Origin of the sequence: Pseudomonas tructae, assembly GCF_004214895.1 — a bacterium.
In the GTDB taxonomy this organism is placed as follows: Bacteria; Pseudomonadota; Gammaproteobacteria; order Pseudomonadales; family Pseudomonadaceae; genus Aquipseudomonas; species Aquipseudomonas tructae.
On sequence record NZ_CP035952.1, the window covers coordinates 4,308,057 to 4,333,665 of the forward strand.

At 61.6% G+C, this 25,609-nt stretch carries 22 protein-coding genes and 5 tRNA genes; 7 read left to right on the forward strand and 20 right to left on the reverse strand.

Translation table 11 applies throughout. The annotated features are described in order from the left end of the window. Nucleotides 1-101 precede the first annotated feature (101 nt). Together EXN22_RS19640 and EXN22_RS19645 are read left to right on the forward strand one after the other, a co-directional pair. Complete coding sequence (locus tag EXN22_RS19640; RefSeq protein ID WP_130265631.1) at nucleotides 102-986, forward strand: LysR family transcriptional regulator; 885 nt, start codon at nucleotides 102-104, stop codon at nucleotides 984-986. A 61-nt stretch (nucleotides 987-1,047) separates the two neighbouring features. Next, complete coding sequence (locus EXN22_RS19645; protein ID WP_130265632.1) at nucleotides 1,048-4,344, forward strand: sensor domain-containing protein; 3,297 nt, start codon at nucleotides 1,048-1,050, stop codon at nucleotides 4,342-4,344. Nucleotides 4,345-4,494: 150 nt separating this feature from the next. On the opposite strand, the gene EXN22_RS19650 is transcribed toward EXN22_RS19645, so the two are convergent. The 10 genes from EXN22_RS19650 to gltX form a co-directional block, all read right to left on the reverse strand. Further along, entirely contained in the window at nucleotides 4,495-4,941 is a 447-nt protein-coding gene (locus tag EXN22_RS19650; protein ID WP_010223248.1) for an Hsp20 family protein, read from the reverse strand. Between the two features lie 115 nt (nucleotides 4,942-5,056). Next, entirely contained in the window at nucleotides 5,057-6,016 is a 960-nt protein-coding gene (locus EXN22_RS19655) for a tRNA dihydrouridine synthase (RefSeq protein WP_130265633.1), read from the reverse strand. Nucleotides 6,017-6,065: 49 nt separating this feature from the next. Then, the gene (locus tag EXN22_RS19660) at nucleotides 6,066-6,506 is read right to left on the reverse strand and encodes an acyl-CoA thioesterase (RefSeq protein ID WP_130265634.1); all 441 of its coding nucleotides are present in this window, start codon (nucleotides 6,504-6,506) and stop codon (nucleotides 6,066-6,068) included. Nucleotides 6,507-6,550: 44 nt separating this feature from the next. Then, nucleotides 6,551-7,384 (reverse strand): alpha/beta fold hydrolase, encoded by an 834-nt coding sequence (locus tag EXN22_RS19665; protein WP_130265635.1) that lies wholly within the window; start codon nucleotides 7,382-7,384, stop codon nucleotides 6,551-6,553. 28 nt (nucleotides 7,385-7,412) lie between these two features. Further along, entirely contained in the window at nucleotides 7,413-7,952 is a 540-nt protein-coding gene (locus EXN22_RS19670; protein ID WP_130265636.1) for a TetR/AcrR family transcriptional regulator, read from the reverse strand. Between the two features lie 175 nt (nucleotides 7,953-8,127). Next, a tRNA-Glu gene (locus EXN22_RS19675) sits at nucleotides 8,128-8,203 on the reverse strand. 44 nt (nucleotides 8,204-8,247) lie between these two features. After that, a tRNA-Ala gene (locus EXN22_RS19680) sits at nucleotides 8,248-8,323 on the reverse strand. Between the two features lie 53 nt (nucleotides 8,324-8,376). Further along, nucleotides 8,377-8,452: transfer RNA gene (locus EXN22_RS19685), tRNA-Glu, on the reverse strand. Nucleotides 8,453-8,531: 79 nt separating this feature from the next. Next, a tRNA-Ala gene (locus EXN22_RS19690) sits at nucleotides 8,532-8,607 on the reverse strand. Nucleotides 8,608-8,864: 257 nt separating this feature from the next. Next, nucleotides 8,865-10,346: a glutamate--tRNA ligase gene (gene gltX / locus EXN22_RS19695; RefSeq protein ID WP_130265637.1), complete on the reverse strand. Its 1,482-nt coding sequence runs from the start codon at nucleotides 10,344-10,346 to the stop codon at nucleotides 8,865-8,867. 144 nt (nucleotides 10,347-10,490) lie between these two features. Here gltX and EXN22_RS19700 point away from each other — a divergent pair, with 144 nt between their 5' ends. Then, the gene (locus EXN22_RS19700) at nucleotides 10,491-11,540 is read left to right on the forward strand and encodes an HlyD family secretion protein (protein WP_130265638.1); all 1,050 of its coding nucleotides are present in this window, start codon (nucleotides 10,491-10,493) and stop codon (nucleotides 11,538-11,540) included. Continuing rightward, nucleotides 11,530-13,080 (forward strand): MDR family MFS transporter, encoded by a 1,551-nt coding sequence (locus EXN22_RS19705; protein WP_130265639.1) that lies wholly within the window; start codon nucleotides 11,530-11,532, stop codon nucleotides 13,078-13,080. The genes EXN22_RS19700 and EXN22_RS19705 overlap by 11 nt, the downstream gene beginning before the upstream one ends. 77 nt (nucleotides 13,081-13,157) lie before the next feature. Here EXN22_RS19705 and uvrB read toward each other — a convergent pair whose 3' ends face one another. Beyond that, a complete protein-coding gene (gene uvrB, locus EXN22_RS19710) occupies nucleotides 13,158-15,173 on the reverse strand; it encodes an excinuclease ABC subunit UvrB (protein WP_130265640.1) in 2,016 nt (671 codons plus the stop codon). Between the two features lie 308 nt (nucleotides 15,174-15,481). On the opposite strand from uvrB, the gene EXN22_RS19715 reads away from it, so the two are divergent. Both EXN22_RS19715 and EXN22_RS19720 read left to right on the forward strand, forming a co-directional pair. After that, on the forward strand, nucleotides 15,482-16,678 hold the full coding sequence (locus EXN22_RS19715; protein ID WP_130265641.1) for an amino acid aminotransferase: 1,197 nt from the start codon (nucleotides 15,482-15,484) through the stop codon (nucleotides 16,676-16,678). A gap of 62 nt (nucleotides 16,679-16,740) precedes the next feature. Then, nucleotides 16,741-16,816: transfer RNA gene (locus EXN22_RS19720), tRNA-Asn, on the forward strand. A gap of 56 nt (nucleotides 16,817-16,872) precedes the next feature. Here the strand turns inward: EXN22_RS19720 and EXN22_RS19725 are convergent. The 6 genes from EXN22_RS19725 to EXN22_RS19750 all read right to left on the reverse strand — a co-directional run bounded on the left by EXN22_RS19725 (nucleotide 16,873) and on the right by EXN22_RS19750 (nucleotide 21,215). Then, nucleotides 16,873-17,658, reverse strand: a complete 786-nt coding sequence (locus tag EXN22_RS19725) for a class I SAM-dependent methyltransferase (RefSeq protein WP_130265642.1) — start codon at nucleotides 17,656-17,658, stop codon at nucleotides 16,873-16,875. Between the two features lie 71 nt (nucleotides 17,659-17,729). Then, nucleotides 17,730-18,146 (reverse strand): cupin domain-containing protein, encoded by a 417-nt coding sequence (locus EXN22_RS19730; RefSeq protein ID WP_130265643.1) that lies wholly within the window; start codon nucleotides 18,144-18,146, stop codon nucleotides 17,730-17,732. An 88-nt stretch (nucleotides 18,147-18,234) separates the two neighbouring features. Next, the gene (locus tag EXN22_RS19735) at nucleotides 18,235-18,798 is read right to left on the reverse strand and encodes a DUF1285 domain-containing protein (RefSeq protein ID WP_130265644.1); all 564 of its coding nucleotides are present in this window, start codon (nucleotides 18,796-18,798) and stop codon (nucleotides 18,235-18,237) included. A gap of 10 nt (nucleotides 18,799-18,808) precedes the next feature. Continuing rightward, nucleotides 18,809-19,414, reverse strand: a complete 606-nt coding sequence (locus EXN22_RS19740) for a DUF4823 domain-containing protein (protein WP_130265645.1) — start codon at nucleotides 19,412-19,414, stop codon at nucleotides 18,809-18,811. Between the two features lie 66 nt (nucleotides 19,415-19,480). Then, the gene (locus EXN22_RS19745) at nucleotides 19,481-20,449 is read right to left on the reverse strand and encodes a GTP 3',8-cyclase MoaA (RefSeq protein WP_130265646.1); all 969 of its coding nucleotides are present in this window, start codon (nucleotides 20,447-20,449) and stop codon (nucleotides 19,481-19,483) included. Nucleotides 20,450-20,576: 127 nt separating this feature from the next. Beyond that, nucleotides 20,577-21,215, reverse strand: a complete 639-nt coding sequence (locus tag EXN22_RS19750) for a TetR/AcrR family transcriptional regulator (protein WP_130265647.1) — start codon at nucleotides 21,213-21,215, stop codon at nucleotides 20,577-20,579. Nucleotides 21,216-21,287: 72 nt separating this feature from the next. Between EXN22_RS19750 and EXN22_RS19755 the strand changes: the two genes are divergently transcribed. Beyond that, nucleotides 21,288-22,421: an aminotransferase class V-fold PLP-dependent enzyme gene (locus EXN22_RS19755; RefSeq protein ID WP_130265648.1), complete on the forward strand. Its 1,134-nt coding sequence runs from the start codon at nucleotides 21,288-21,290 to the stop codon at nucleotides 22,419-22,421. A 749-nt stretch (nucleotides 22,422-23,170) separates the two neighbouring features. Here the strand turns inward: EXN22_RS19755 and EXN22_RS19760 are convergent. The 3 genes from EXN22_RS19760 to tmk are packed head-to-tail and all read right to left on the reverse strand — an operon-like array spanning nucleotide 23,171 to nucleotide 25,607. Next, nucleotides 23,171-23,953: a TatD family hydrolase gene (locus tag EXN22_RS19760; protein WP_130265649.1), complete on the reverse strand. Its 783-nt coding sequence runs from the start codon at nucleotides 23,951-23,953 to the stop codon at nucleotides 23,171-23,173. A gap of 42 nt (nucleotides 23,954-23,995) precedes the next feature. Continuing rightward, entirely contained in the window at nucleotides 23,996-24,982 is a 987-nt protein-coding gene (locus EXN22_RS19765; protein WP_130265650.1) for a DNA polymerase III subunit delta', read from the reverse strand. Further along, nucleotides 24,975-25,607, reverse strand: coding sequence for a dTMP kinase (gene tmk / locus EXN22_RS19770; RefSeq protein WP_130265651.1), 633 nt, complete (start codon nucleotides 25,605-25,607; stop codon nucleotides 24,975-24,977). Before tmk ends, EXN22_RS19765 begins: the two co-directional genes overlap by 8 nt. Between the last annotated feature and the right edge of the window lie 2 nt (nucleotides 25,608-25,609).

Consider the following 25,609-nt stretch of genomic DNA (forward strand, 5'->3'; position numbering starts at 1 on the left):
CCAATAACCCCTTGGCTTGTACGGACGATGCTATGTCGGTAAATTGAATAACTCAAATTCATATTATTTATGCTTTGGATAACCTAAAGGAATACAAAGAGATGGACCTGGCCAATCTCAATGCCTTTATAGCTGTGGCCGAAACAGGGGGGTTCTCTGCCGCAGGCGAACGCTTGCACCTGACCCAGCCGGCAGTCAGCAAACGCATCGCCGGGCTGGAACAACAGCTGGATGTGCGCCTGTTCGATCGCCTCGGGCGTGAAGTCAACCTCACCGAAGCCGGCCGCGCCCTGCTGCCGCGCGCCTATCAAATTATCAACGTGCTGGATGATACACGCCGGGCCTTGACCAATCTTACGGGCGAAGTTGCTGGTCGCCTGACCCTGGCCACAAGCCATCATATCGGCTTGCACCGCTTACCCTCGCTTTTGCGGACTTTCACTCGCCAGCACCCAGCAGTGGCACTGGATATTCAGTTCTTGGATTCAGAAGCTGCCTACGATGAAATACTCCATGGCCGCGCGGAAATTGCCGTGATAACCCTGGCCCCCGAACCCCGTAACCTTATCCGCACGGTGCCAGTGTGGAACGACCCACTGGATTTCGTTGCCGCCCCGGAGCACCCGTTGGCGTGCAAAGATGCGGTAACCCTTGCCGACATTGCCCATCACCCGGCAGTTTTTCCCGGCGGCAACACATTTACCCACCACATTGTCCAGCGCCTGTTCGAGGCCCAGGGCCTGACGCCGAACATCGCCATGAGCACCAACTACCTGGAAACCATCAAAATGATGGTTTCCATCGGCCTGGCATGGAGCGTGCTGCCACGTACTATGCTCGATGAGCAGGTGGCGCCCATCGCCTTGCCGGGCATACAGCTATCGCGCCAGCTAGGCTACATTCTGCACACCGAACGAACGCTATCGAATGCCGCCAGGGCCTTTATGGCATTGCTCGACAGCCATGCAAGCCCCTTGAACAATTGAGGTAACACCCGGGCAAGCCTGCCCGCTCAAGGACGCGTTATCTGCCAAAGGTCTGGTATCGATGCCCAAATCAGCAAACCGCTTCCCGCGCATGCTTCGAATCCATGCGGCGGACCCCCAGGAATCGGAGCAAACCTGGGAAAACGCCCCGCAACTGCTGGCGGCGCTTAACGGTGCGCGCCTGGGTGCCTGGTTCTGGGATGTCGAGACCGGCCAGATCAGCTGGTCGCGCGGCACCCAGGCGCTGTTCGGCTTTGATCCGCACCAGCCCCTGCCCAATGACCTGGACTACCTTGAACTGGTACCCATGGAAGACCGCCCGCGCGCCCTGCAGGCATTTCATGCGGTGGTCAATGGCGAGCCGGTGGAACAGGCCCTGCGCCATCGCATTCGCTGGCCCGACGGCAGCCTGCACTGGCTGGAAATCAATGGCAGCATGACCAAGGACCCCAACGGCCGGCGACAGATGGTCGGCGTCATCCGCGAGATCACCCGCCAGCGTGAACGCGAATCGGCGCTGATCAACTCGGAAAAGCGCTTTGCCACGCTCTTTCACCTGAGCCCCAACGTCATTCTGCTGACCCGCCGCGCCGACGGCATGATCTACGAGGTCAACCAGCACTTCGAGCATATCCTCGGCTGGCCGGGCCATCAGATCGTCAACAAGAGCACCGTGGAGCTCGGCCTGTGGGTGCACCCCCAGCAACGCCAGCAGGTACTGGCGGCGACCAGCGGCACCAGCGGCCCGGTCACCCTCGAAGTGCAGTTTCGCGGCAGCAGCGGTGAAATCCACGACGGCATACTCTGCACCCAGAACATCGAGCTCGAAGGCATCGCCTACCTGCTCAGCACCTTCGTCGATACCAGCGAACACAAGCGCGCAGAACAAGCGCTCAAAGACAGCCAGGAGCGCCTGGACCTGGCCCTGGATTCGGCGCAATTGGGCACCTGGGACTGGCACATTCCCAGCGGCATGCTCTACGGCTCGGCGCGCGCGGCCGAACTGCACGGCCTTGAGCCTGTGCCCTTTCACGAATCCTTCGAGTCATTCTTCGAAGGTGTGCCGGAAATGGAGCGCAGCACCATGCGCCAGGCCTATCGCAGCCTGCGCGAAGGCCCGGCCGGCAATTACCAGATCACCTACCGCATCCAGATGGAGGACGGCAGCTCGCGCTTTATCGAAAGCCGCGCCCGGCTGTACCGCGATGAACAGGGCAACCCGCTGCGCATGGCCGGCACCCTGCTGGACATCACCGAGCAGGTTGAGCGCGAACAACGCCTGACCAGCTCCGAAGAAAAGTTCGCCAGCCTGTTCCAGGCCAGCCCCGACCCGATTTGCGTCACCCGCCAGGACAACGGCCAGTTCATCGAGATCAACCCGGCCTTTACCCAGGTGTTTGGCTGGAATACCGAGCAGGTACTGGGCAACACTGCCGAACAGATCGGCCTGTGGGCCGAGTCGGCCGAACGCGCCCGGCGCATCGAGCGGGTGATCCGCGACCAGGCCCTGAACAACGTTGCCGTGGTGGTCAATCACAAGGACGGCCAGCCGCTGACCTGCGTGATATCCAGCCGCCTGATCAAGGTCGACAACCAGCCCTGCAGCGTCACCACCCTGCGCGACATCACCCAGCAGCAGCGTGCTGAAGCGGCGCTCAAGGCCAGCGAAGAAAAGTTCGCCAAGGCCTTTCACTCAAGCCCCGACGCCATCACCATCACCGAGCGCGACAGCGGCCGCTACCTGGAGGTCAACGATGGCTTCTGCCGCCTGACCGGCTACAACGCCGCCGAAGTGATCGGCCAGACCGTACACGACATCGGCATCTGGGCCGACGACAAGCAACGCGCCGCACTGCTCAATGAGTTCCAGGACAAGGGCCGGGTGCACCACCGGGAAATGCTCGGACGCAACAAGCGCGGCGACATCCTCACCGTCGAAGTGTCGATCGAGCCGATCAACCTCAACGAAACCGAATGCCTGTTGCTCACCGCCCGCGACGTCAGCCAACTGAAGAACGCCCAGGCGCAAATCCGCCACCTGGCCTACCACGACCCGCTGACCAACCTGCCCAACCGTGCCCTGCTGATGGACCGCCTGAGCCAGCAGATCGCCCTGCTCAAGCGCCACAACCTGCGCGGCGCTCTGCTGTTCCTCGACCTCGATCACTTCAAGCACATCAACGACTCCCTTGGCCATCCGGTCGGCGACACGGTGCTCAAGATCATCACCGCGCGCCTGGAAGCCAGCGTGCGCCTGGAAGACACCGTCGCACGCCTGGGCGGCGATGAGTTCGTGGTATTGCTCAGCGGCCTGGAAGGCAGCCGCGAGGAGGTCACGGAAAAGGTTCGCGAACTGGCAGACACCCTGCGTGAACTGCTGGCCGAACCGATGTCACTGGACGGCCAGCGCCTGCAAGTCACCCCGAGCATCGGCATGGCGCTGATTCCCGACCACGGTTCGACCCCGGCCGACCTGCTCAAACGCGCCGACATCGCCCTGTACCGGGCCAAGGACTCCGGGCGCAACACCACGCAAATGTTCCACACCACCATGCAAAAGGCCGCCAGCGAGCGCCTGCGCATGGAAAACGACCTGCGTCTGGCCCTGGCCCGCGGCGAACTGGCCCTGCACTTCCAGCCCCAGGTCGATGCCCGCGACAACCGCATCGTCGGCGCCGAAGTGCTGTTGCGCTGGCACCACCCGCAACTGGGCCAGCAGCCACCGGCACAGTTCATCCAGGTTCTGGAAGAAAGCGGGCTGATCCTTGAAGTGGGCAGCTGGATCCTCGACGAAGCCTGCGATGCCTGTGCCGGCATGCTGCGCGACGGACTGATCGATGGCGATGACTTCAGCCTGTGCGTGAACATCAGCCCGCGGCAGTTCCGCCAGAACGACTTTGTTGAGCGGGTGATGCGCAGCCTCGACGACTTCCGCCTGCCGCACAAAATTCTCAAGCTGGAGATCACCGAAGGCATCGTCATCCAGAACCTGGAAGACACCATCAGCAAAATGCGCGAACTCAAGGCGTTTGGCGTCAGCTTTGCCATGGATGACTTTGGCACCGGCTATTCCTCGCTGACTTACCTCAAACGCCTGCCGGTGGATGCCTTGAAGATCGACCAATCCTTCGTCCGCGACGCCCCCGTGGACCCCAACGACGCCGAAATCGTCCGCGCCATCGTCGCCATGGCCCGCAGCCTGGACCTGGCGGTGATTGCCGAAGGGGTTGAATTGTCGGAGCAACTGGAGTTTCTTGAGCGGCTGGGCTGCCACTTGTACCAAGGCTACCTGCACAGCCGACCGCTGCCGCTGGGGGAGTTTCGCGCATTGTTGCTTGAAGCGCCGGCGGGATACTGAAACAGCGAAAATGTAGGAGCAGGCTTGCCCCGCGATAGCATTCTGCCTGCCAAATCGAATCGCGGGGCAAGCCCGCTCCCACTGAGTCATGCAAGCCCAAAATAAGGCAACAAAAAGGGCACCCGAAGGTGCCCTCATCCACAACAACAATCAATTCAGAGCAGGCTTGCCATCCCCATTGATCGGGATCCGCTTGGCCTTGGCCTCTTCCGGCACAATCCTCAGCAGGTCGATGCTGAGCAGCCCATTGGCCAAACCAGCCGCCTTGACCTCGATATGGTCCGCCAGGCGGAACGACAACTTGAACGCCCGCTGGGCAATGCCCTGATGCAGATAGGTAACGCTTTCAGCGTTGCTGTCACGCTTGCCGCCGGTCACGGTCAAGACGCCTTTTTCCACTTGCAGATCCAGATCCTGCTCCTGGAAACCTGCCGCAGCAACGACGATTCGATAGTGGTCATCGCCATGTTTTTCAACGTTGTAGGGAGGGTAGCTGCTACCCGCCTCATTACGCGCCGCAGATTCGAACAAGTCATTGAAACGGTCGAAACCCACGGAATGACGGAACAGTGGAGCCAGAGAAAAAGCAGTAGTCATGGTACATCTCCTGAAAATCAGCGAGGTTGTGTAGTAGCGCGACCCGACTTCGGCATCGCGTACTCCCTAGATAAGGACCCTCGCCTGCTTTTCAAGCAACCCTGCAAAAATTTTTTCAGGCCGCCTCGCTGACCGGCACACCGATCAGCTGCCCGACCCGGTCACAGTCGGTTTCCCGGCGCAACTCGGTGAACAACGCCACCGCCTCGGGGTAGGTGCGGGTCAGCATCGCCACCCACTGCTTCAAGCGCCCTGGCGCCTGGCGCGGGGTCATCTGCGCCCGGGCCTGGCCCCAGAAATCCTGGATCAGCGGCAACAAGCTTTGCCAATCCATCGGCACGAACTCGACACCATCACGTTCAGCGGCGATCTGCCGGGCAAGGTCCGGACGCGAAACCAGGCCACGCCCCAGCATGATGTCTTCGACGCCGCTGACTTCGCGGCAACGCCGCCAGTCTTCCAGGGTCCAGACCTCGCCATTGGCATACACCGGCACCTTGACCACCTCCTGCACCCGCGCCACCCACTCCCAATGGGCAGGCGGCTTGTAGCCGTCGACCTTGGTCCGCGCGTGCACCACCAACTGCTCGGCGCCGCCTTCGGCCAGGGCCCGGGCGCAGTCCAGTGCGCCGTCAGGGCTGTCGAAGCCCAGGCGCATCTTGGCCGTCACCGGGATATGCGCAGGCACCGCGCGGCGCACTTCACGCAGGATCGCGTGCAGCAGCTCCGGCTCCTTGAGCAGCACCGCCCCGCCCCGGGACTTGTTCACGGTCTTGGCCGGGCAGCCGAAGTTGAGGTCGATCACCGGTGCGCCCAGCTCGCAGGCCAGCACCGCATTCTCGGCCAGGCACACCGGGTCGGAACCGAGCAATTGCACACGCAACGGCACACCGGCTGCAGTGCGAGCGCCCTGGCTCAGCTCCGGCGCGAGCTTTTCGAAGGTGGCCGCCGGCAACAAGCGGTCGCAGACCCGAATGAATTCGGTGACACACCAGTCGATACCGCCGACCTGGGTCAGAACGTCGCGAAGAATGTCGTCGACCAGCCCCTCCATCGGGGCCAGGGCAATTTGCATGAGTTGCATCTCGGCTGAAAAAGGCCGGCAGTCTAGCAAAATCCGCGGCCTACAGCGCCCCGGCCATCAGCGCCGGCCCATAACCCTCAATGAACTCCACCGGCATGCGCTTGGGCCGCCCGCTGGATAACTCGATGCAGACGAAGGTGGTTTGCGCGCGCAGCAAGGTGGTGCCGTCGCTCGGCCGCACCAGCTGGAAACGCCGGGTCATTTTCAGCCGTTGGTCCCAGTCGACGATCCAGGTTGCCAGTTGCAACTCATCGTCTTCATAGGCCGCGGCGAGATAGTCGATTTCGTGCCGGACCACAGCCATGGCCCGGTCCAGGCGCCGGTACTCGACCAGGTCCAGCCCCAGGCGCTGGGAGTGGCGCCAGGCGCAACGCTCAAGCCAGGTGACGTAGACCGCATTGTTGGCGTGGCCGAGACCGTCGATGTCGTCGGCAGCGACCCGCAGGTCGATGATGAACGGTGTTGCCAGATCCCAACTCATGCCCGCTCCAGATCCGTGGTGAACGGGCAGAGTGTACCGGATGCTCAGGCCGATTGCCGCGCCGGTGAGCTGCTGCGCTGCAGCAGTGCCAGCACCCCTTCGCGCAGTTGCGGGTCGGCCAGCACACGCAGGTGGCCGCCGTCGGGCAGGCGCAGCAGGCGGCTGTCGAACCAGGCACGGTGGATGGCATCGGACTCGTTGACCGGTACCAGTTGGTCGTCCTCGGCATGCACGATCAAGCCGGGCAGCTCCAGTTGGTAGCCACTGACATCAAGGCGGGAAATCTGCACGCCGACATCACGCTCGATCTGGCGGATGAACGCCGCCCGCGCCCGGGCTGGCATGCCCAGGTGGCGGGCAAACCCGCGAATGACACCCAGCAACTGCGCCGGCGCGGCGATGCTTACCGCCACGTCAGCACGCAAGCCCCATTGCAGAGCCAGGAGCATACTGGCGCCGCCCATGGAATGGCCAATCACGGCCTTTAACGGCGGCAGCTCTGCGGCGGCTTCCAGCAAGGCGCGGGCGAATAGCACCACATTGGCTTCGTTGCCCGGCGAGTGGCCGTGAGCCGGGCCTTCCAGGGCGACTGCGGTGTAACCGGCGTCGACCAGGCTGTCGATCAGGTGGGCAAACTGGGTCGGACGCCCTTCCCAACCGTGCATCAGCAGTACGGTTGGGCCCTGACCCCAGCGCAACGCCGAGAGCCCGAAACGCAAGGTAATGCGCTCGGCGCGGGCCAGCAGCGGCAATTCCCAGTCCCGCGGCGGCCGGTTGCGCGGGGTCATGAAGGCCCGGCGCATCTTGCGCGCGATATGTTCGGGCGCGAGATGCCCGAGGGTGCCGTTGACGCTACGAATCCAGCTCAAGGTATTCATCGCTTCACTCCGGTGGATAGCGCGTGGTTCAGACAACCGCCGACTTGGCGGCACGCAGGATACGGTCAGACAATTCATCCGTGCCCAGGGCACGGGCCAAGGCCAGGCCACCGATCATCAGGGCCATGTCGGCCAGGACCTTGTCGGCCTCTTCCGGGCTGTCGGCGAGATTGGCCATCATCAGCTCGATGTGTTCGGCCAGCACCGCTCGAAATGCTTCCGGCAGGCGCGCCATCTCGCCCAGGGAGGTCGGCAGCGGGCAAGCGCGCTCGGTGGCATCACGGTGCTTGCGCGACAGATAAAAGGCAGCCACCAGGGCGCGACGTGCCTCACCGCTCATGCTCGGGTCAACTTCCGCGAGCAACGCCCGACGTTCGCCAAGCAACTGGCGAAAGGCTTCGAGCATCAGCGCGTCCTTGCTGTCGAAGTGCGCGTAAAACCCTCCAACGGTCAGGCCGGCAGCGCCCATCACCTGATTGACGCTGGGCTCGGCCGGGCCGTGCTGGATCAACGCACTGCAGGCGGCATCGAGAATCCGTTCGCGGGTCTTGGCCTTTTTGTCGTTCATGCTCGCCTCCAAAATATTATGGCTAGAATATTATTCTCATAATATTTTTCTGCAAGCAGAAAATGCTGCCGCTTGTCGCGTCAGCAGAAAAGTTTCAGGGGAAGTTTTTTCGAGGCAAAAACAAAAGGCTCATTCAATAATCGAATGAGCCTCGAATCCCACAAAGTGGGTAAAATGGCGTCCCCTAGGGGACTCGAACCCCTGTTACCGCCGTGAAAGGGCGGTGTCCTAGGCCACTAGACGAAGGGGACTTGTAACCTTCGTACAGATCCGTTTTCACGAATCCTGGCAAAATTGGTGGAGCTAAGCGGGATCGAACCGCTGACCTCCTGCATGCCATGCAGGCGCTCTCCCAGCTGAGCTATAGCCCCAGATTTCTAGCCTCGCGGCCCAGCAACCTCTTTCGACGTTGCTTGTGTAAAACTGGCGTCCCCTAGGGGACTCGAACCCCTGTTACCGCCGTGAAAGGGCGGTGTCCTAGGCCACTAGACGAAGGGGACGAACCTTCTTACCTTACCAACCCGGTCGCTGGAACCCGGTTGATTTCGCAATCAGTCTAGCTGACTACGAATCGGAATTTGGTGGAGCTAAGCGGGATCGAACCGCTGACCTCCTGCATGCCATGCAGGCGCTCTCCCAGCTGAGCTATAGCCCCACAATGTCGCTTTGAACTGAATCGCTTGGCTGGGTGCTTCGCGTTTCGTTTTCGTTCATCGCTGTGGACGGGGCGCATATTAAGATCGGATGGCGAACCTGTCAAATATATTTTCAACAAAATTCAAAAAAAATTTCCGAGATAACAAACACTTACCGCCCGACCGAGTGAAACACCCCGATTTTACGGGGGTTTGCGGGCCTCTTCGCGGGGCAAGCCCGCTCCCACCGGTTCTGCAGGAGCGGGCTTGCCGGCAATCAGGCGATGGTGCCCAACAGCTTTTCCCACTCCTTGTTTTCTTTCTTCGACACACCACCGAGCAGGTCCAGGGCCTGGCGCAGGCGGTAGCGGGTCAGGTCCGGGCCAAGGATTTCCATGGCATCGAGCACCGAGACCGAGCTGGCCTGGCCGGTGATCGCGGCAAACATCAGCGGCATGGCATCACGCAGTTTCAGCTCCAGAGCCTCTACCACCGCCTGGATGCACCCGGTGATACGGTCTTTTTCCCACTGGCGCAGGCTTTCGAGCTTCCACAGGATCAACTGGATGACCTGGCGTACCTGGTCGGCCGACAGCTTCTTGCTTTCAAACAGCTTGGCATCGAGCTTGAGGGCACCTTCGAAGAAGAAACCACCCAGCGGCACGACCTGGCTGAAGGTCTCTACCCTGCCCTGCACGTGCGGCGCGATCTGCATCATGTAGTCGCTGTTGAACGCCCACTTGTGCAGGCGGGCGGCGAATTCTTCCACCGGCAGCTCGCGCAGCCACTGGCCATTGAGCCACGACAGCTTCTCGATATCGAAGATTGGCCCGCCCAGGGAAACCCGCGACAGGTCGAAATGTTCGACCATCTCGGCCAGGGAGAACTTCTCGCGCTCGTCCGGCATCGACCAGCCCATGCGACCCAGGTAGTTGAGCATCGCTTCAGGCATGAAGCCCATGCGCTCGTAGAAGGTCACCGAGGTCGGGTTCTTGCGCTTGGACAGCTTGCTCTTGTCTGGGTTACGCAGCAGCGGCATGTAGCACAAGGTCGGTTGTTCCCAACCGAAGTACTCGTACAGCTTGATCAGCTTGGGCGCCGACGGCAGCCACTCTTCGCCGCGCAGCACGTGGGTGATGCCCATCAGGTGGTCATCGACGACGTTGGCCAGGAAGTAGGTCGGCAGGCCGTCGGTCTTCATCAGCACCTGCATGTCCATGCGGTCCCACGGGATCTCGACGTCGCCACGGAGCATGTCCGGAACCACGCAGACGCCTTCGGTCGGCACTTTCATGCGGATCACATGCGGTTCGCCAGCAGCCAGGCGGCGCTGCACTTCTTCTGCCGACAGCAGCAAGGCGCGACCGTCGTACCGCGGGGTTTCGCCACGAGCCATTTGCTCGGCGCGCATCTGGTCCAGCTCTTCGGCGGTGCAAAAGCACGGGAAGGCATGGCCCAGGTCAACCAGTTGCTGGGCGTACTGCTTGTAGATATCGCCCCGCTCGCTCTGCCGGTACGGGCCATGAGGGCCGCCGACGTCCGGACCTTCGCTCCACTCGATGCCGAGCCAGCGCAGGGCGTCGAAGATCTGCTGTTCCGACTCGCGGGTCGAGCGCAACTGGTCGGTATCTTCGATACGCAGGATGAACTCGCCGCCATGCTGCTTGGCAAAGCAGTAGTTGAACAGGGCGATGTAAGCGGTGCCGACGTGGGGATCGCCAGTAGGCGAAGGCGCGATACGCGTGCGAACGGTGGTCATGGACAGTCTCGAACTAGAGATGAAACAAAGGTTGGATGTTAACAGGGAGCGGGCACCGGGCTCCAGCAATGGGCACGATCGGCACTTGTAGCAACGAATTCAATCACGGTTAAATTTGCTTACACTTTTTTAACGATTATCCTCATGCCTGCCCAACTCAAGCGTCGCCTGCTGATTTTCCTCACCCTGGTTGCAATCATTGCCCTCGCCTTCCTTGCACATTGGTACTTCAAGGGGCGCTTCTATGAAAGCACCGACAATGCCTACGTGCAGGGCGAAATCACCCGGGTTTCCAGCCAGCTGAGCGCGCGCATCGACCAAGTGTTGGTGCACGACAACCAGCACGTAGCCAAGGGCGACCTGCTGGTGCGCCTGGAGCCCGAGGATTTTCGCCTGGCCGTGGAACGCGCCCGCGCCGCCCTCGACACCCGCGAAGCCGAACGCCTGCAGGCCGAAAGCCGGCTGACCCAGCAAGCCAGCCTGATTGCCGCCGGGCAAGCCCAGGTCGCCGCCAACCAGGCCACCCTCGGCCGTGCGCAACTGGACCTCAACCGTGCCGAGGCCCTGCGCAAGCCGGGCTTTGTCTCGGAAGAACGGGTGACCACGCTGTCGGCCGAAAACCACGTGGCGCGCTCCCAGGTCAGCAAGGCCCAGGCCGACCTGCAGGGCCAGCGCCAGCAGGTCAACGCCCTGAGCGCTGAAATCAAGCGCCTGGACGCGCAAATCGTCAACGCCCGCGCCGACCTGGCCCAGGCCGAACTGAACCTGACCCGCAGCGACATCCACGCTCCAATCAGCGGCATCATCGGCCAACGCGCCGCGCGTAACGGCCAGGTGGTGCAGGCCGGCGCCTACCTGCTGTCGATCGTTCCCGATCAAGACATCTGGATTCAGGCTAATTTCAAGGAGACCCAGATCGGCCACATGCAACCCGGACAAAGCGCCGAGCTGCTGTTCGACAGTTACCCGGACACGCCGATCACGGCCCGGGTCGACAGCCTGTTCGCCGCCTCCGGCGCACAGTTCAGCCTGCTGCCACCGGACAACGCTACTGGCAACTTCACCAAGGTGGTGCAGCGCATTCCGGTGAAACTGACTTTCGCCACCGACAACCCGCTGCACGGCAAGATCCGTCCGGGCATGTCGGTGACCGTCACGGTCGACATCCGCGACAGCGCCGACCATGGCCGGTGATTCGCTGATCCGCCCCGTCGGCGAACCCAGCCGGCGCGACTGGATCGCCGTCATGAGCGTGATGCTCGGCGCTTTCATGGCGGTACTGGACATCCAGATCACCAACTCTTCGCTCAAGGACATTCAGGGCGCCCTGTCGGCGACCCTGGAGGAAGGCTCGTGGATCTCCACCTCCTACCTGGTGGCCGAGATCATCATGATCCCCCTCACCGCCTGGCTGGTGCAATTGCTGTCGGCGCGACGCCTGGCGGTGTGGGTGTCACTGGGCTTTCTGGGCTCATCACTGCTGTGCTCGATGGCCTGGAACCTGGAGAGCATGATCATCTTCCGCGCCCTGCAGGGCTTTACCGGAGGTGCGCTGATCCCCCTGGCCTTCACCCTGACCCTGATCAAGCTGCCCGAACACCACCGCGCCAAAGGCATGGCGATGTTCGCCATGACTGCCACCTTCGCCCCTTCGATCGGCCCGACCCTGGGTGGGTGGCTGACCGAGAACTGGGGCTGGGAGTACATCTTCTACATCAACATCCCGCCAGGGCTGATCATGATCGGCGGCTTGCTGTACGGCCTGGAGAAGAAAGAAGCGCACTGGGAACTGCTCAAAAGCACCGATTATGCCGGCATCCTTACCCTCGGCGTCGGCCTTGGCTGCTTGCAGGTGTTCCTCGAAGAAGGTCACCGCAAGGACTGGCTGGAATCGAGCCTGATCGTCACCCTGGGCAGCATCGCCCTGTTGAGCCTGATCACCTTTGTGATTGTGCAGTTCTCCAAACCCAACCCGCTGATCAACCTGCGCATTCTCGGCAACCGCAACTTCGGCCTGTCGAGCATCGCCAGCCTGGGGATGGGTGTGGGTCTGTACGGCTCGATCTACCTGCTGCCCTTGTACCTGGCGCAGATCCAGAACTACAACGCCCTGCAGATCGGTGAAGTGATCATGTGGATGGGGGTTCCGCAGCTGTTCCTGATACCGCTGGTGCCGCAGTTGATGAAGGTGATTTCGCCGAAGATTCTCTGCACCTTGGGTTTTGGCCTGTTCGGCCTGGCCAGCTTCGGTTCCGGGGTACTCAACCCGGATTTTGCCGGCGAGCAGTTCAACCACATCCAGATCATCCGCGCCCTTGGCCAACCGATGATCATGGTGACCATCTCGCTGATTGCCACCGCCTATATCCAGCCCCAGGATGCAGGCTCGGCCTCGAGCCTGTTCAACATCCTGCGCAACCTGGGTGGCGCCATTGGCATTGCCTTGCTGGCGACCCTGCTCGATGCACGGGCCAAGGTGTACTTCGATTACCTGCGCGAGTCCATCGTGCCGAACAACCCACAGGTCGCCGAGCGCCTGGCGCAGTTGGCCGAACGCCTGGGCAGCGATACCGCGGCGCTGGGCAAGCTAAGTGAGATCACCCACCAGCAGGCAATGATCATGGCCTATAACGACGCCTTTCATTTTGTCGGAATCGGTTTGGCGATCAGCATGGTGGCGGTGGTGATGACACGTAAATTGCCGCAGGGCTTGAAGGCCGGAGAAGCGCACTGATCGCGGGGCAAGCCCGCTCCCACAAGGCCCAGTGAAGAGCCTACCTGTGGGAGCGGGCTTGCCCCGCGATAGAGCCCTCAGGCAGTAATCATCCGCTCGCGCAACGCGGTAATCTCGTCGCGCAGCTGCGCCGCCGCCTCGAACTCCAGGTCCCGCGCCAGCTGGTACATCTTCTCTTCCAGTTGCTTGATGCGCTTGGCAATCTCGCCTGGCGAGCGCAGCTCGGCCTCGTAACGGGCGCTCTCCTCTGCCGCCTTGGCCATGCCCTTGCGCTTTTTGCTGCGCGAGCCGGGCACGTTGGCGCCTTCCATGATGTCGGTGATGTCCTTGACCACGCCCTTGGGCACGATGCCATTTGCGGCGTTGAAGGCGATCTGCTTGTCGCGACGCCGTTCGGTCTCACCGATGGCCCGCTCCATCGAACCAGTCACCCGGTCGGCATAAAGAATTGCCCGGCCGTTGAGGTTACGCGCGGCGCGACCAATGGTCTGGATCAGCGAGCGCTCCGAGCGCAGGAAACCTTCCTTGTCGGCATCCAGAATCGCCACCAGCGACACCTCAGGCATGTCCAGGCCTTCACGCAGCAGGTTGATGCCCACCAGCACATCGAAGGTCCCCAGGCGCAGGTCGCGAATGATCTCGACTCGCTCCACGGTGTCGATGTCCGAGTGCAGGTAGCGTACGCGCACGTCGTGGTCGGCCAGATAGTCGGTGAGGTCCTCGGCCATGCGCTTGGTCAGGGTGGTGACCAGCACGCGCTCCTCCACGGCCACGCGCTTGCGGATCTCCGACAGCAGGTCATCGACCTGGGTAGTGGCCGGGCGCACTTCGACCTGCGGGTCGACCAGGCCGGTCGGCCGTACCACCTGCTCGACCACCCGACCGGCATGCTCGGCCTCATAGTTGCCCGGGGTCGCCGAGACAAAGATGGTCTGCGGGCTGACGTGCTCCCACTCGTCAAAGCGCATCGGCCGGTTGTCCAGCGCCGAGGGCAGGCGAAAACCGTACTCGACCAGGGTTTCCTTGCGTGAACGGTCGCCCTTGTACATCGCGCCGACCTGAGGAACGCTGACGTGGGACTCATCGATCACCAGCAGGGCGTCATCCGGCAGGTAATCGTAGAGGGTCGGTGGCGGCGCCCCGGCCGGACGCCCGGAGAGGTAGCGCGAGTAGTTTTCGATGCCGTTGCAGTAGCCCAGCTCAAGGATCATCTCCAGGTCGAATCGGGTGCGCTGCTCCAGGCGCTGGGCTTCGACCAGCTTGTTGGCCTTGTGCAGGTATTCAAGGCGCTGGGCCAGCTCCTCCTTGATGCCGTCCACTGCCTCGAGCAGAGTCTCGCGCGGGGTCACGTAATGGCTCTTGGGGTAGAAGGTGAAGCGCGGCAGCTTGCGGATCACCTCGCCGGTCAGCGGGTCGAAAGCGGCGATGTTTTCCACCTCGTCGTCGAACAGCTCGATACGGATAGCTTCCAGGTCCGATTCAGCCGGAAAGACATCGATCACATCACCGCGCACGCGAAAGGTGGCGCGGGCAAAGTCCATCTCGTTGCGGGTGTACTGCAGGTCGGCCAGACGGCGCAGCAGCGCGCGCTGGTCGAGTTTATCGCCACGGTCCACATGCAGGACCATCTTCAGGTAGGTTTCCGGGCTGCCCAGGCCATAGATGCACGACACGGTGGTGACGATGATCGCATCGCGCCGCTCCAGCAGCGCCTTGGTCGCCGAAAGGCGCATCTGCTCGATATGGTCGTTGATCGAGGAATCCTTCTCGATGAAGGTATCGGAGGACGGCACGTAGGCTTCGGGCTGGTAGTAGTCGTAATAGGAAACGAAATATTCCACGGCGTTGTTCGGGAAGAACGCCTTGAACTCGCCGTACAACTGCGCTGCCAGGGTCTTGTTCGGCGCCAGCACCAGGGTCGGTCGCTGTACCTGGGCGATCACGTTGGCGATGCTGAAGGTCTTGCCCGAACCGGTCACCCCGAGCAGGGTCTGGTGTGCAAGGCCCGCCTCGATTCCCTCGACCATCAGGCGAATCGCCTCAGGCTGGTCGCCGGCTGGCTGGAAACGGGTGACGAGCTGGAACTCGGACATGACAAACCTCTGTGTGATCGCGATGCTTTCATCGCAGGCGCAGGCAACTGTATTTATAGACAGTATTTATACCGAACTTAGGGCCACAAGCGCCAGTTTCAACTCAGTGTTGTGGGCATTTCTGACAATGGACTGGGCAAAACGACTAACGGTCGAAAAATATTCGGCCAAATAGCAGGAAAAGCTGCGACAGACTGTCGCCGTGACCGGTCGGTATCACTATACTGACTCCCCGTTTGTGCACCGCTCTAGTGCAAGCGACTGGAGCGTGCGCCCTCTTCCACTCTCCATTCAGAGCCAAGGTAAAAATGAGCCTGTTTTCCGCTGTCGAGCTGGCACCACGCGATCCCATTCTGGGCCTCAACGAAGCTTTCAACGCCGATACCCGTAGCAACAAGGTCAACCTGGGTGTAGGTGTTTACTGCAACGAAGAAGGGCGTATCCCACTGCTGCGTGCAGTGATCGAAGCCGAAACCCAGCGCGCTGCCCAGCACGCTTCCCGCGGCTACCTGCCGATCGACGGTATCGTCGCTTACGATCAGGCCGTGCAAAAACTGCTGTTCGGTGCCGAATCGCCGCTGCTGAGCGCCGGTCGCGTGATCACCACCCAGGCCGTCGGTGGCACCGGTGCCCTGAAGATCGGCGCCGACTTCCTCAAGCAGCTGTCGCCGAACGCCGTAGTCGCCATCAGCGACCCGAGCTGGGAAAACCACCGCGCATTGTTCGAAACCGCCGGTTTCCCGGTGCAGAACTATCGCTACTACGATGCCGCCAGCAATGACGTCAACCGCAGCGGCATGCTCGAAGACCTCAATGCCCTGCCGTCCGGCTCGATCATCGTGCTGCACGCTTGCTGCCACAACCCGACCGGTGTCGACCTGAGCCTGGACGACTGGAAAAACGTGCTTGAAGTGGTCAAGGCCAAGGGCCACGTGCCGTTCCTCGACATGGCCTACCAGGGCTTTGGCGACGGCATTCATGAAGACGCCTTCGCCGTGCGCCTGTTCGCCGAGTCGGGCCTGAACTTCTTCGTTTCCAGCTCGTTCTCCAAATCCTTCTCGTTGTACGGCGAGCGCGTCGGCGCCCTGTCCATCGTCACCGAGTCGAAGGAAGAAAGCGCGCGCGTGCTGTCCCAGGTCAAGCGCGTGATCCGCACCAACTACTCCAACCCGCCGACCCACGGCGCCACCATTGTCGCCACCGTGCTCAACAGCCCGGAACTGCGCAAGATGTGGGAAGACGAGCTGGGCGAAATGCGCCAGCGTATCCACGGCATGCGCAAGCAGATGGTCGAACTGCTGGCCGAGTACGGCGCCAAGCGTGACTTCAGCTTCGTCGGCCGTCAGCGCGGCATGTTCTCCTACTCGGGCCTGAGCGTCGAGCAAGTGGCGCGCCTGAAAAACGAGTTCGGCATCTATGCACTGGATACCGGCCGCATCTGCGTGGCAACCCTGAACCAGAGCAACATCCATGGGGTGACCAAGGCGATCGTCGAAGTCCTTTAATTACTCAATTGCATAGGGGAGGCTTGACTTCCCCTTAGCAATCAGTAAGATACGCCACAGATTCCGCGATAGCTCAGTCGGTAGAGCAAATGACTGTTAATCATTGGGTCCCAGGTTCGAGTCCTGGTCGCGGAGCCAAACACCTGAAAAGCCTCCAGTTGCCCTGAGCACTGGAGGTTTTTTCGTTTCTGCCCTCAAGGCTTTCTTGCGCAGGTGGCGATGAACGTCGGCAGGTACCGGTCGATCAGAAAGCGCGGAACCGGCTGCGCATCCTCATGAAAACCTTCGAGCACGAACCCTGCTACCAACTGCCCACCAATCTGGTCCGCCAGGCTGTGACCAAACACCAGTGCCTCGCCACGCTCAAGCTTGGCCGCAAGGGCCTCTGACGGCAGATCGCTAATGTCGGCATATGGCTGGGTAAAACGCGGCTTGATCAAACCCTGCTCGGCATACTGCGGGTCACGGTCAGCGACGAACACCACCGGGTTGTAGAAACTCGACAGCAATCGCCCTCCCCCGACCAGCACCCGGAAACACTCCCGCCACACCGGCCGCACATCCGGCACGTACAGGTTGGAGATCGGATGGAAGATCAGGTCGAACGATTGATCGGCAAACAGCGAAAGGTCGCGCATGTCGCCCTGAACCAGATCGAGTTGTAGCCCGTCGCGCGCAGCCACACGACGATCCTGCTCAAGCTGGGCCGCGGACGCATCGAAGACGGTGACCTGCGCCCCTGCCGCTGCCAGCACCGGCGCTTGCTGGCCACCGGCAGCTGCCAGGCACAACACCCGCAGGCCTTGCACGTCGGCCAACCAGCCTGGCGGCAACGATCCAGGGGTCAAATGCACCGACCAGTCCCCCTCGCGGGCCGCAGCGATGACCTCGGCACTTACCGGCTGCGACCACTGACAGTCCTGGGCGGCCAGCCGGTCCCAGGCCTGTCGATTGTGTTGATAGATATCCAGAGCGGGCATGGCTTCCTTTCCTCGTGTTAATCAGTACCAACGACGATGATGCCGCTGCCCCGTACCCAGGACAATATCAACTAGCGCTTGTACGGCTCGGTCACCAGCAGCCGCTCATCCACCAGGCTCCACACTAGCAGCTTGGCCGGCTGGGTCTGGCTGGCGTTGCTCGACATCAGGTGCACCGAGCCCGGTGGCTCGTACCAGTAATCCCCGGTCTTGTAAGTGGCAGGTTGCTCGCCTTTGAGCTGTGAAATCACCGTACCTTCGAGCACATAGGCCATGACCGCGCCAGGATGCTGATGGGGAACGGATTTCTGCCCAGGCGCATAGCTGACGGTAAGCATGACCGCTTTTTTGCCTGGCGCATTGCTCGGCAACTGCTGCTGGAGGATGTTGACTGCTTCCTGGCCTTCCTGACCATGGGCCCAGGCACCGGGAATGGTGAACAGACTGGCGGCGATCAGAGTGCTGATCGGCAATAGACGGGATTTCATTGGCTGTACCTCATGCGTCAGTGGATGCCTGCAGGTTATGCCGGCACTCCACGACTACAAAGGTCCAATTCGGGGAAAAACGCGGAGGCTAATCGGCCCGGCCGATGGGGTAGAAACGCCCGCCACTCCAGACCCCCAGCCACTGCTGGCCATCGATCTGCCGTGGCACCGCCAGCTCGACCAACTGGTAGAAGACGTTGCGATGGATCAGCGCTTCGAGGTTGCTGCGCATGAGCACATACGGCGAAGGCTCCTGGGTTTGCGCATCGATTTCAAAGCGCAGCGGATGCTCGGGGCCAGCCTCGACCTGATCGTCGACGTTACTGGTAAAGCGCAGCCGTTGCTGCTCGCCTTCGCCCTGCACTTCAAGGCTGACCGCGACAAAAGGCGCGTCATCGACCTTGATGCCGACCTTCTCCACCGGTGTCACCAGGAAGTAGTCATCACCATCGCGACGGATAATGGTCGAGAACAACCGTACCATCGGCTTGCGCCCGATCGGCGTACCCAGGTAATACCAGGTACCGTCACGGGCGATGCGCATATCGATATCGCCGCAAAAATCCGGGTTCCACAGATGCACGGGCGGCAGGCCCTTTTCTGCCTTGGGAATCTGCGCCAGCAGATCATTGGCCTTGCCGGTGTCCCGCATTCCGCTCTCCTTAACGACTCATGCCCAACAGACTGCGAGCGTAATCCTCAAGCGGGGGCCTGAGCAAATCTTCCGGCTTGTTGTCGTGGAACGTCAGCAAACCGCCGCGGCTTTTGATCCGCGCAGTATCGATCAGGTAACGGGTGCTGGTTTCGATCAGCATCAGTTGCACCACACCGGTATCGATCCCCAGACGGTCGACCGCCTGCTCGTCATACCACTCATCGCCATTGCCGATACGATCGTCGGTACGGGCGAAGCGTGTGTACAACAGGTAATGCGCGCCCACTTCACGCGCTTCGATCAGCGCCTGCTCCAGGCCCAGCGGCGCCGGGGCACGGCGGACCATGGGGAAATACTCGAGAAAGCCGTTGAAGGCCTCTTCAGCCACGACGTTGGGGCGCGGATACGGGCCCTTGCCCGGCGGCACGAAGGCACCCTGGCCAATGTAAATGAATGAATCAGGCTGCAGGCGCACCGACAGCGAGCGACGGGTATCGCTGTGATCGAGCAGACCGGCATCGCTCATGTGATAACGGGCACCCTCGCCCATATCGCTGACATTCATGCAGCCGCCCAGCGCCATCAGCGCCAGCAGCAAAACCAGGCTACGCATCTATCCTCCAGTGGCCGGTGACGGAAAACCGGCGAACAGCTGGCAGATGCAGCTTTTGCGCCAGTCTTAGCCGCCAATGATCTTCATCACCGTCGCGCCACCGGAAAATGCCACTGTTTGCTTGTCGCCAAGGGCTTTGACCAGCAAGCCCTGCAGCGCCGGCAACGCCTGGTGGCGCGGCTTGTCGAGCAAATCGCCGATAAAGTGACGGTTGCTCGAGGACAGGCAGCCGTGCAGCCAACCGGTGGAGGACAGCCGCAAACGCGAACAGGTGCGGCAGAACGGCACGCTCTCGTTGGCGATCACGCCAAAGTAGCCGAGCCCCGGGATCTGATAACGCAAGGCGGTGGCATCCACCGGGGCATTGGCCTGCAGGTACTCGTACTGCCCACCGATCAACTGCAGCAAGTGCTCGAGGCTGACGAACTGCTGCAAAAAGGCATTGTTGTCGCGGGCCAGGTGTCCCATGCGCATCAACTCGATGAAGCGAAGCTCATAGCCATGGGCCAGGCAATATTCCAGCAGCGGCAAGACCTGATCGAAGTTCTGCCCGCGCAAGGGCACCATGTTGACCTTGATCTGCATGCCGGCGGCGCTGGCCTGGTTCATGCCATCGAGCACCGTCGCCAGGTCGCCGCCACGGGCAATGCGCCGGAAAGCATCCGGGTCGAGGGTGTCGAGGGAAACATTGAGGCGGCGGATACCCGCTGCGCGCAGCACGGGCAGTTTGCGTGCCAGCAACTGGCCATTGGTGGTCAGGCTGATTTCATCCAGGCCGAGGGTGGCAATCGAGCTGAGGAAGGTTTCAAGTTTTGGACTGACCAGCGGCTCGCCACCGGTGACGCGCACCCGCTCGATGCCGGCGGCCTCCACCAGGTAAGCCACGCCACGGGCCATGGCCTCAGCCGAGAGCTCGTCCTGGGCAGCCACCAGCCGCTTGCCGTCCGGCACACAATAGGTACAGGCGTAGTTGCAGGCAGCCGTCAGGCTGACACGCAAATTGCGAAAACGCCTGCCTTGGCGGTCGACGATCATGGATGACTCCGGCATGGGTGAATCGGGCCTGCAAAACCTGACTCAAAAATCAGGTTTTTGCAAGCCTCATACCTGAGTATATTCCTCAGCTCCTCATCCCAGTAGCGCGATGGTTTGGCTGAATGTCTCAGCTACCAGCGCTATCCGGGTCGCGCTTGCGCTTGTTGCCCATGCGCACGCCGATGTCCATGAGGAACTGGAAGAAGCCTTCCTGATCTTCCAGCACATTGCTCCAGAACGGCGAGTGATACAGCGCCACCGCGCCATGCACCAGCGCCCAGGCTGCACAATAGTGGAAGTACGGCGGCACATCCTCAAGCTTGCCTTCGCTGATGCGGCCCTTGATCAGCAGGGTCAGGCGGTCGAAGTTGGAGGCGCGGATCTTGTGCAGCTCCTCGACCATCTCCGGCACCTGGTTGCCCTTGACCACCTTCTCTTCAAGACGGTCGAACAGCCGATAACGCTGCGGGTCACGCATGCGGAATTCGAAGTAGGCACGCGACAGGGCTTCCTTGTCGCGGTCGACGTCGGCAGAGTGCAGCAGTTCGTTCAAATCGCGCTCATAGTCGAGCATCAGGCGCAGATAGATCTCCGCCTTGGATTTGAAGTGCTTGTAGATCGTGCCTTTGCCGATACCCACGGCATCAGCGATCATCTCGACGGTGACACTGTCTTCACCCTGTTCGAGAAACAGCTTGAGCGCGGTATCGAGAATTTCTTGCTCTCGGCGACGAAACTCACGGACCTTACGAGGTTCTTTCTGCATAAGAAGGACTGGATCAAAATCGAAGCCGGTTATTATGCCTAACTTGCGGCAAAATGCACGGATCATCCAACCATGTTGATGTTTCTTGATGAGTTTGAGCAAGCCCCGGGCCTGCGCTATCTGAATCATGCAGCCGTCGCACCCTGGCCCAGACGCGCTAGCCTGGCCGTTTCACGCTTCGCCAGCGAGAACGTTTTACTCGGCGCAAGGAACTATCCGGACTGGCTTACCACGGAGCAGAGTTTACGTGAACGCTTGATGCGGCTGACGAATGCGCCGTCGACGGATGATATCGCTCTGGTCAAGAATACCTCCGAGGCGCTGTCATTCGTCGCCTTCGGCATCGATTGGCAGGCCGGTGACCAGGTTGTTATCAGCACCGAAGAGTTCCCCTCCAACCGGATCGTCTGGGAAGCCCTGGCCGACAAAGGTGTCAGCGTCATCCAGGTAAACCTCAAGGGCAACGACCCGGAAGGCGCCTTGCTGGCAGCCTGCGGCCCCAAGGTGCGCCTGCTGGCGATCAGCGCCGTACAGTTTGCCAGCGGCCTGCGCCTGGATCTGGTGCGCCTGGGGCAAGGCTGTCGTGAACGGGAAATACTGTTCTGCATCGACGCCATTCAGCAACTGGGCGCCCTGCCCTTCGACGTCCAGGCCTGTCAGTGCGATTTTGCCATGGCTGATGGGCACAAATGGATGCTCGGCCCGGAAGGCCTGGGCGTGTTCTACTGCCGCGCCGAGGTTCGCCCACTGCTCAAGCTCAGCGAGTATGGCTGGCACATGCTCGAACACCTGGGCGACTACAACCGCAGCGAGTGGCAACCCGCCCACAGCGCCCGACGCTTTGAGTGCGGCAGCCCGAACATGCTCGGTGCAGTGGCGCTCGAGGCCAGCCTGTCGCTACTCGAAGAGGTGGGCATGGATCAAGTGGCGGCAGCGCTGCAGGAACGGGTGCAATGGCTGCACCAAGGCCTGACAGCAATCCCCGGGGTGCGCCTGCACAGCCCGCAGGAACTGAGGCGCCGCGCAGGGATTGTTTCCTTCAGCATTGCGGGGGTTACAAACACCCAGGTCTATCAGCAGCTCAAGCAGCATCAGGTGGTGTGCATGGTGCGTGGCCCCGGAGTACGGTTTTCCCCGCACTTCTACACATCCAGACAGGTGATCGACGAAACTCTGGCCATTGTCCGAGAAATCGCAAAGCAATGAGTGCTCAGCAGCGGCGGGCGTATTCCAAATCTGTTTAAAAAACGAGCAACTGTTGCTGGCGGCGCGCCAATCCTGACCAATACTTCAGGTGTTGGCGCAGCACATCCCCCCATGTTGCGCGCCGATAAAGGTGCTCAGGGACCGCGTGCCTTTGTTTTACTCCTAATGGTCTTAACCCGGATTCACCCCCCAGAACCCGGGTTTTTTTTGCCTATGATTTTTACCGGCCGTAGGAGCGGGCTTACCCCGCACATGCGTTCACCATGTCTCCAGTCTGTACATCTTGGCAAAAGGAATCAAAACCGCCTGCTCCCGCATCCGGCCCTACGCTGCGCTTCGGGCTCCCTCCTTGCGCACCGACTCCGGGGGCCGCGTCACACGGGCTTCCTGCCCGTTGGCGCTTTGCGGGCCATCCATGGCCCTCCACCCCCTCCATCGGTGCTCCACTCGGCCTACTGAAGTCGCTGCTGATCAAGATCAAGATCAACAGCGCGGTGTGAACACAAATGTGGTGTACGACCTCAGCCAGCAAGAGCGAAGCGAATTGTGCTGTTGATCTGGCTTTTGATTTTTCGCGATGTCAGGAGGCCGAGTGGAGCACCGATGGAGGGGGTCAGTTCACGTAAGGGCGGAAGGGGCCGGTAGCGTCGCCACATCAACTGGATAAGCACGAGCCAATAGGCTGACTCGCTAGAGATGTGTAGATACCTATGGCCATCGCGGGGCAAGCCCGCCCCTACAAAAGCTGTTCAGGCTACCCGGGCCAACGGGAACAGTCGCTTGAAGTTGGCCGTCGTCTGCGCGGCCAGTTGCTCATAGCTTTCACCACGCACCATGGCCACGAACTCCGCCACTTCGCGCACGTACTGCGGCAGGTTGGCCTTGCCGCGGTAAGGGATCGGCGCCAGGTATGGCGAGTCGGTCTCCACCAGCAGCCGATCGGCCGGCACCTGCCGGGCCACATCGCGCAACGCATCGGCATTGCGGAAGGTGACGATGCCCGACAGCGAAATGTAATAGCCAAGGTCCAGCGCCGCCCTGGCCATGTCCCAGTCTTCGGTGAAGCAGTGCAGCACCCCGGCCTGGCTCAAGTCGGCCTCGCGCAGCAGGCTCAAGGTGTCGGCGCGCGCCGCTCGGGTGTGAATGACCACCGGCTTGCCCGTGACCTTGGCCGCCTCCAGGTGCAGGCGGAACGAGTCCTGCTGCACCTGCGCCGCTTCCGGCTCGTAGTGGTAGTCCAGACCGGTCTCGCCAATGGCCACCACGTGCGGATGTTCCAGCTCCTTGAGCAACCAGTCCAGCGGCGGCGCACCATCAGGCGTGAGATCGAGCGGGTGGATGCCCACCGAGCAGTCGACGTCACTGTAGCGCTCGCTCAGGTCCTTGACCGCCTGGGCGTTGTCGGCGCTGATGCCGATGCACAGGAAGTGCCCGACGCCACGCGCGCGGGCCGCATCCAGAGCCGCATCGAGGGAGCCCTGATGGGCAGTGAGATCAAGACGATCGAGGTGGCAATGGGAATCTACAAGCATGGGCACATGACAACGCTGAAAAGGAATGAAGGAACGGTCAGCTCAACGCTGGCCAGGCAACATTGCCCAGGACGCCAGCAGCGCCTCGAGCAACAGCACCCGATTGAGGTTAGCCTTGCCCAGCACCTTCTGGCGCTGGGCCAGAATCCAGTCCTGGATCTCCAGGACCTTGCCCTGGTTGCTCTTTTGCGCCAGGTACTGGACCACTTTGCGCATATCGATCAAGCCTAAACCCTCTTCGTCCTGGGTCAACTGATAACGCAAGACCAGGTTGGACCAGTCGCAGAACCAGTCGAACAGCTGTAACAAGGGAATGGCATTCCAGGCTTCGGCCAACTGGCTGGGCGATTGCTGCTGCTTGAGCAACTTCTTTACGCCCTCAACCACCAGTGCACGCTGCTCGCGCACACCCTGGGCCTGCAGGCTGACCGCGGCCAACGGCGAACCGGCTGCCAGGCTCAGCAGTTCCAGGCGCTCCTGCTCATCGCAGTCGGGCAAGGCCTGCTCGAGCCAGGCCAGGCTTTGCTCACGGCTCGGCAGCGGGCAAGCCTGCTGCTGACAGCGGCTCTTGATGGTTGCCAGCAAGCGGCTGGGCTGATGGCTGACCAATAGCAGTACGGTATTGCCCGAAGGCTCTTCGAGGCTTTTAAGCAAGGCGTTGGCGGCGTTGACGTTCATGGCCTCGACCGGCTCGATCAGCACCACCTTGCGCCCGCCCAACTGCGCGGTCTGCACTACGAAGGACACCAGGTCGCGCACCTGGTCGACCTTGATCGGCTTGTCAGCCTCCTCCGGCTCCAGCACGTAATTGTCCGGATGGCTTCCCGCGGCGAGCAACAGGCACGACTTGCATTGCCCGCAAGCCTTCAGGGCTTCCGGACGCTGGCACAGCAACAAGGCCATCAGGCGCTCGGCCATGGCTCGCTTGCCAATGCCTTGCGGGCCATGCAGCAGGTAGGCATGGGCATGCTGGGTACGCCCGGCCAGTTGCTGCCACAAGGCCTGTTGCCAGGGAAACGCCTCAGCCACGGCAACGCTCCAGGATCTGTGGCAGCAAGGAGTCCAGCGACTGCTGCACCTGGGCCAGCGGCAGCGCGGCATCGATCAGCCGGTATTGCTGCGGCGCAGCCTGGGCGCGGGCCAGGTAGGCCTGGCGCACGGCTTCGAAGAAGGCCCGGCCTTCTTGCTCGAAACGGTCCAGGCGGCCACGGGCGGCAGCGCGGGACAGGCCGATTTCCACCGGCAGGTCGAACACCAGGGTCAGATCCGGGCGCAAATCACCCTGGACGAAGGTCTCCAGGGTGGCAATACGCGCAAGCGACAGGCCGCGGCCGCCGCCCTGATATGCGTAGGTGGCATCGGTGAAACGGTCACACAGCACCACAGCACCACGAGCCAGGGCCGGGCGAATCACTTCGGCCAAGTGCTGGGCACGGGCGGCGAATACCAGCAGCAGCTCGGTGTCGGCATCCATTTTCTCGTCGCTGGGGGTCAGCAGCAGTTCGCGGACTTTTTCCGCCAGCGGTGTGCCGCCAGGCTCACGGGTCAGCACGACATCCAGGCCCGCAGCGCGCAAGTGCTCGGCGAGGTACTCGCGGTTGGTGCTCTTGCCCGCGCCTTCGGGACCTTCCAGGGTGATAAACAAGCCGCTCACAG

Coding starts and splice junctions, on each gene's coding strand:
- EXN22_RS19640 (WP_130265631.1), top strand. CDS start 102: ATGGACCTGGCCAATCTCAATGCCTTTATAGCTGTGGCCGAAACAGGG.
- EXN22_RS19645 (WP_130265632.1), top strand. CDS start 1,048: ATGCCCAAATCAGCAAACCGCTTCCCGCGCATGCTTCGAATCCATGCG.
- EXN22_RS19650 (WP_010223248.1), bottom strand. CDS start 4,941: ATGACTACTGCTTTTTCTCTGGCTCCACTGTTCCGTCATTCCGTGGGT.
- EXN22_RS19655 (WP_130265633.1), bottom strand. CDS start 6,016: ATGCAAATTGCCCTGGCCCCGATGGAGGGGCTGGTCGACGACATTCTT.
- EXN22_RS19660 (WP_130265634.1), bottom strand. CDS start 6,506: ATGAGTTGGGATCTGGCAACACCGTTCATCATCGACCTGCGGGTCGCT.
- EXN22_RS19665 (WP_130265635.1), bottom strand. CDS start 7,384: ATGAATACCTTGAGCTGGATTCGTAGCGTCAACGGCACCCTCGGGCAT.
- EXN22_RS19670 (WP_130265636.1), bottom strand. CDS start 7,952: ATGAACGACAAAAAGGCCAAGACCCGCGAACGGATTCTCGATGCCGCC.
- gltX (WP_130265637.1), bottom strand. CDS start 10,346: ATGACCACCGTTCGCACGCGTATCGCGCCTTCGCCTACTGGCGATCCC.
- EXN22_RS19700 (WP_130265638.1), top strand. CDS start 10,491: ATGCCTGCCCAACTCAAGCGTCGCCTGCTGATTTTCCTCACCCTGGTT.
- EXN22_RS19705 (WP_130265639.1), top strand. CDS start 11,530: ATGGCCGGTGATTCGCTGATCCGCCCCGTCGGCGAACCCAGCCGGCGC.
- uvrB (WP_130265640.1), bottom strand. CDS start 15,173: ATGTCCGAGTTCCAGCTCGTCACCCGTTTCCAGCCAGCCGGCGACCAG.
- EXN22_RS19715 (WP_130265641.1), top strand. CDS start 15,482: ATGAGCCTGTTTTCCGCTGTCGAGCTGGCACCACGCGATCCCATTCTG.
- EXN22_RS19725 (WP_130265642.1), bottom strand. CDS start 17,658: ATGCCCGCTCTGGATATCTATCAACACAATCGACAGGCCTGGGACCGG.
- EXN22_RS19730 (WP_130265643.1), bottom strand. CDS start 18,146: ATGAAATCCCGTCTATTGCCGATCAGCACTCTGATCGCCGCCAGTCTG.
- EXN22_RS19735 (WP_130265644.1), bottom strand. CDS start 18,798: ATGCGGGACACCGGCAAGGCCAATGATCTGCTGGCGCAGATTCCCAAG.
- EXN22_RS19740 (WP_130265645.1), bottom strand. CDS start 19,414: ATGCGTAGCCTGGTTTTGCTGCTGGCGCTGATGGCGCTGGGCGGCTGC.
- EXN22_RS19745 (WP_130265646.1), bottom strand. CDS start 20,449: ATGATCGTCGACCGCCAAGGCAGGCGTTTTCGCAATTTGCGTGTCAGC.
- EXN22_RS19750 (WP_130265647.1), bottom strand. CDS start 21,215: ATGCAGAAAGAACCTCGTAAGGTCCGTGAGTTTCGTCGCCGAGAGCAA.
- EXN22_RS19755 (WP_130265648.1), top strand. CDS start 21,288: ATGTTGATGTTTCTTGATGAGTTTGAGCAAGCCCCGGGCCTGCGCTAT.
- EXN22_RS19760 (WP_130265649.1), bottom strand. CDS start 23,953: ATGCTTGTAGATTCCCATTGCCACCTCGATCGTCTTGATCTCACTGCC.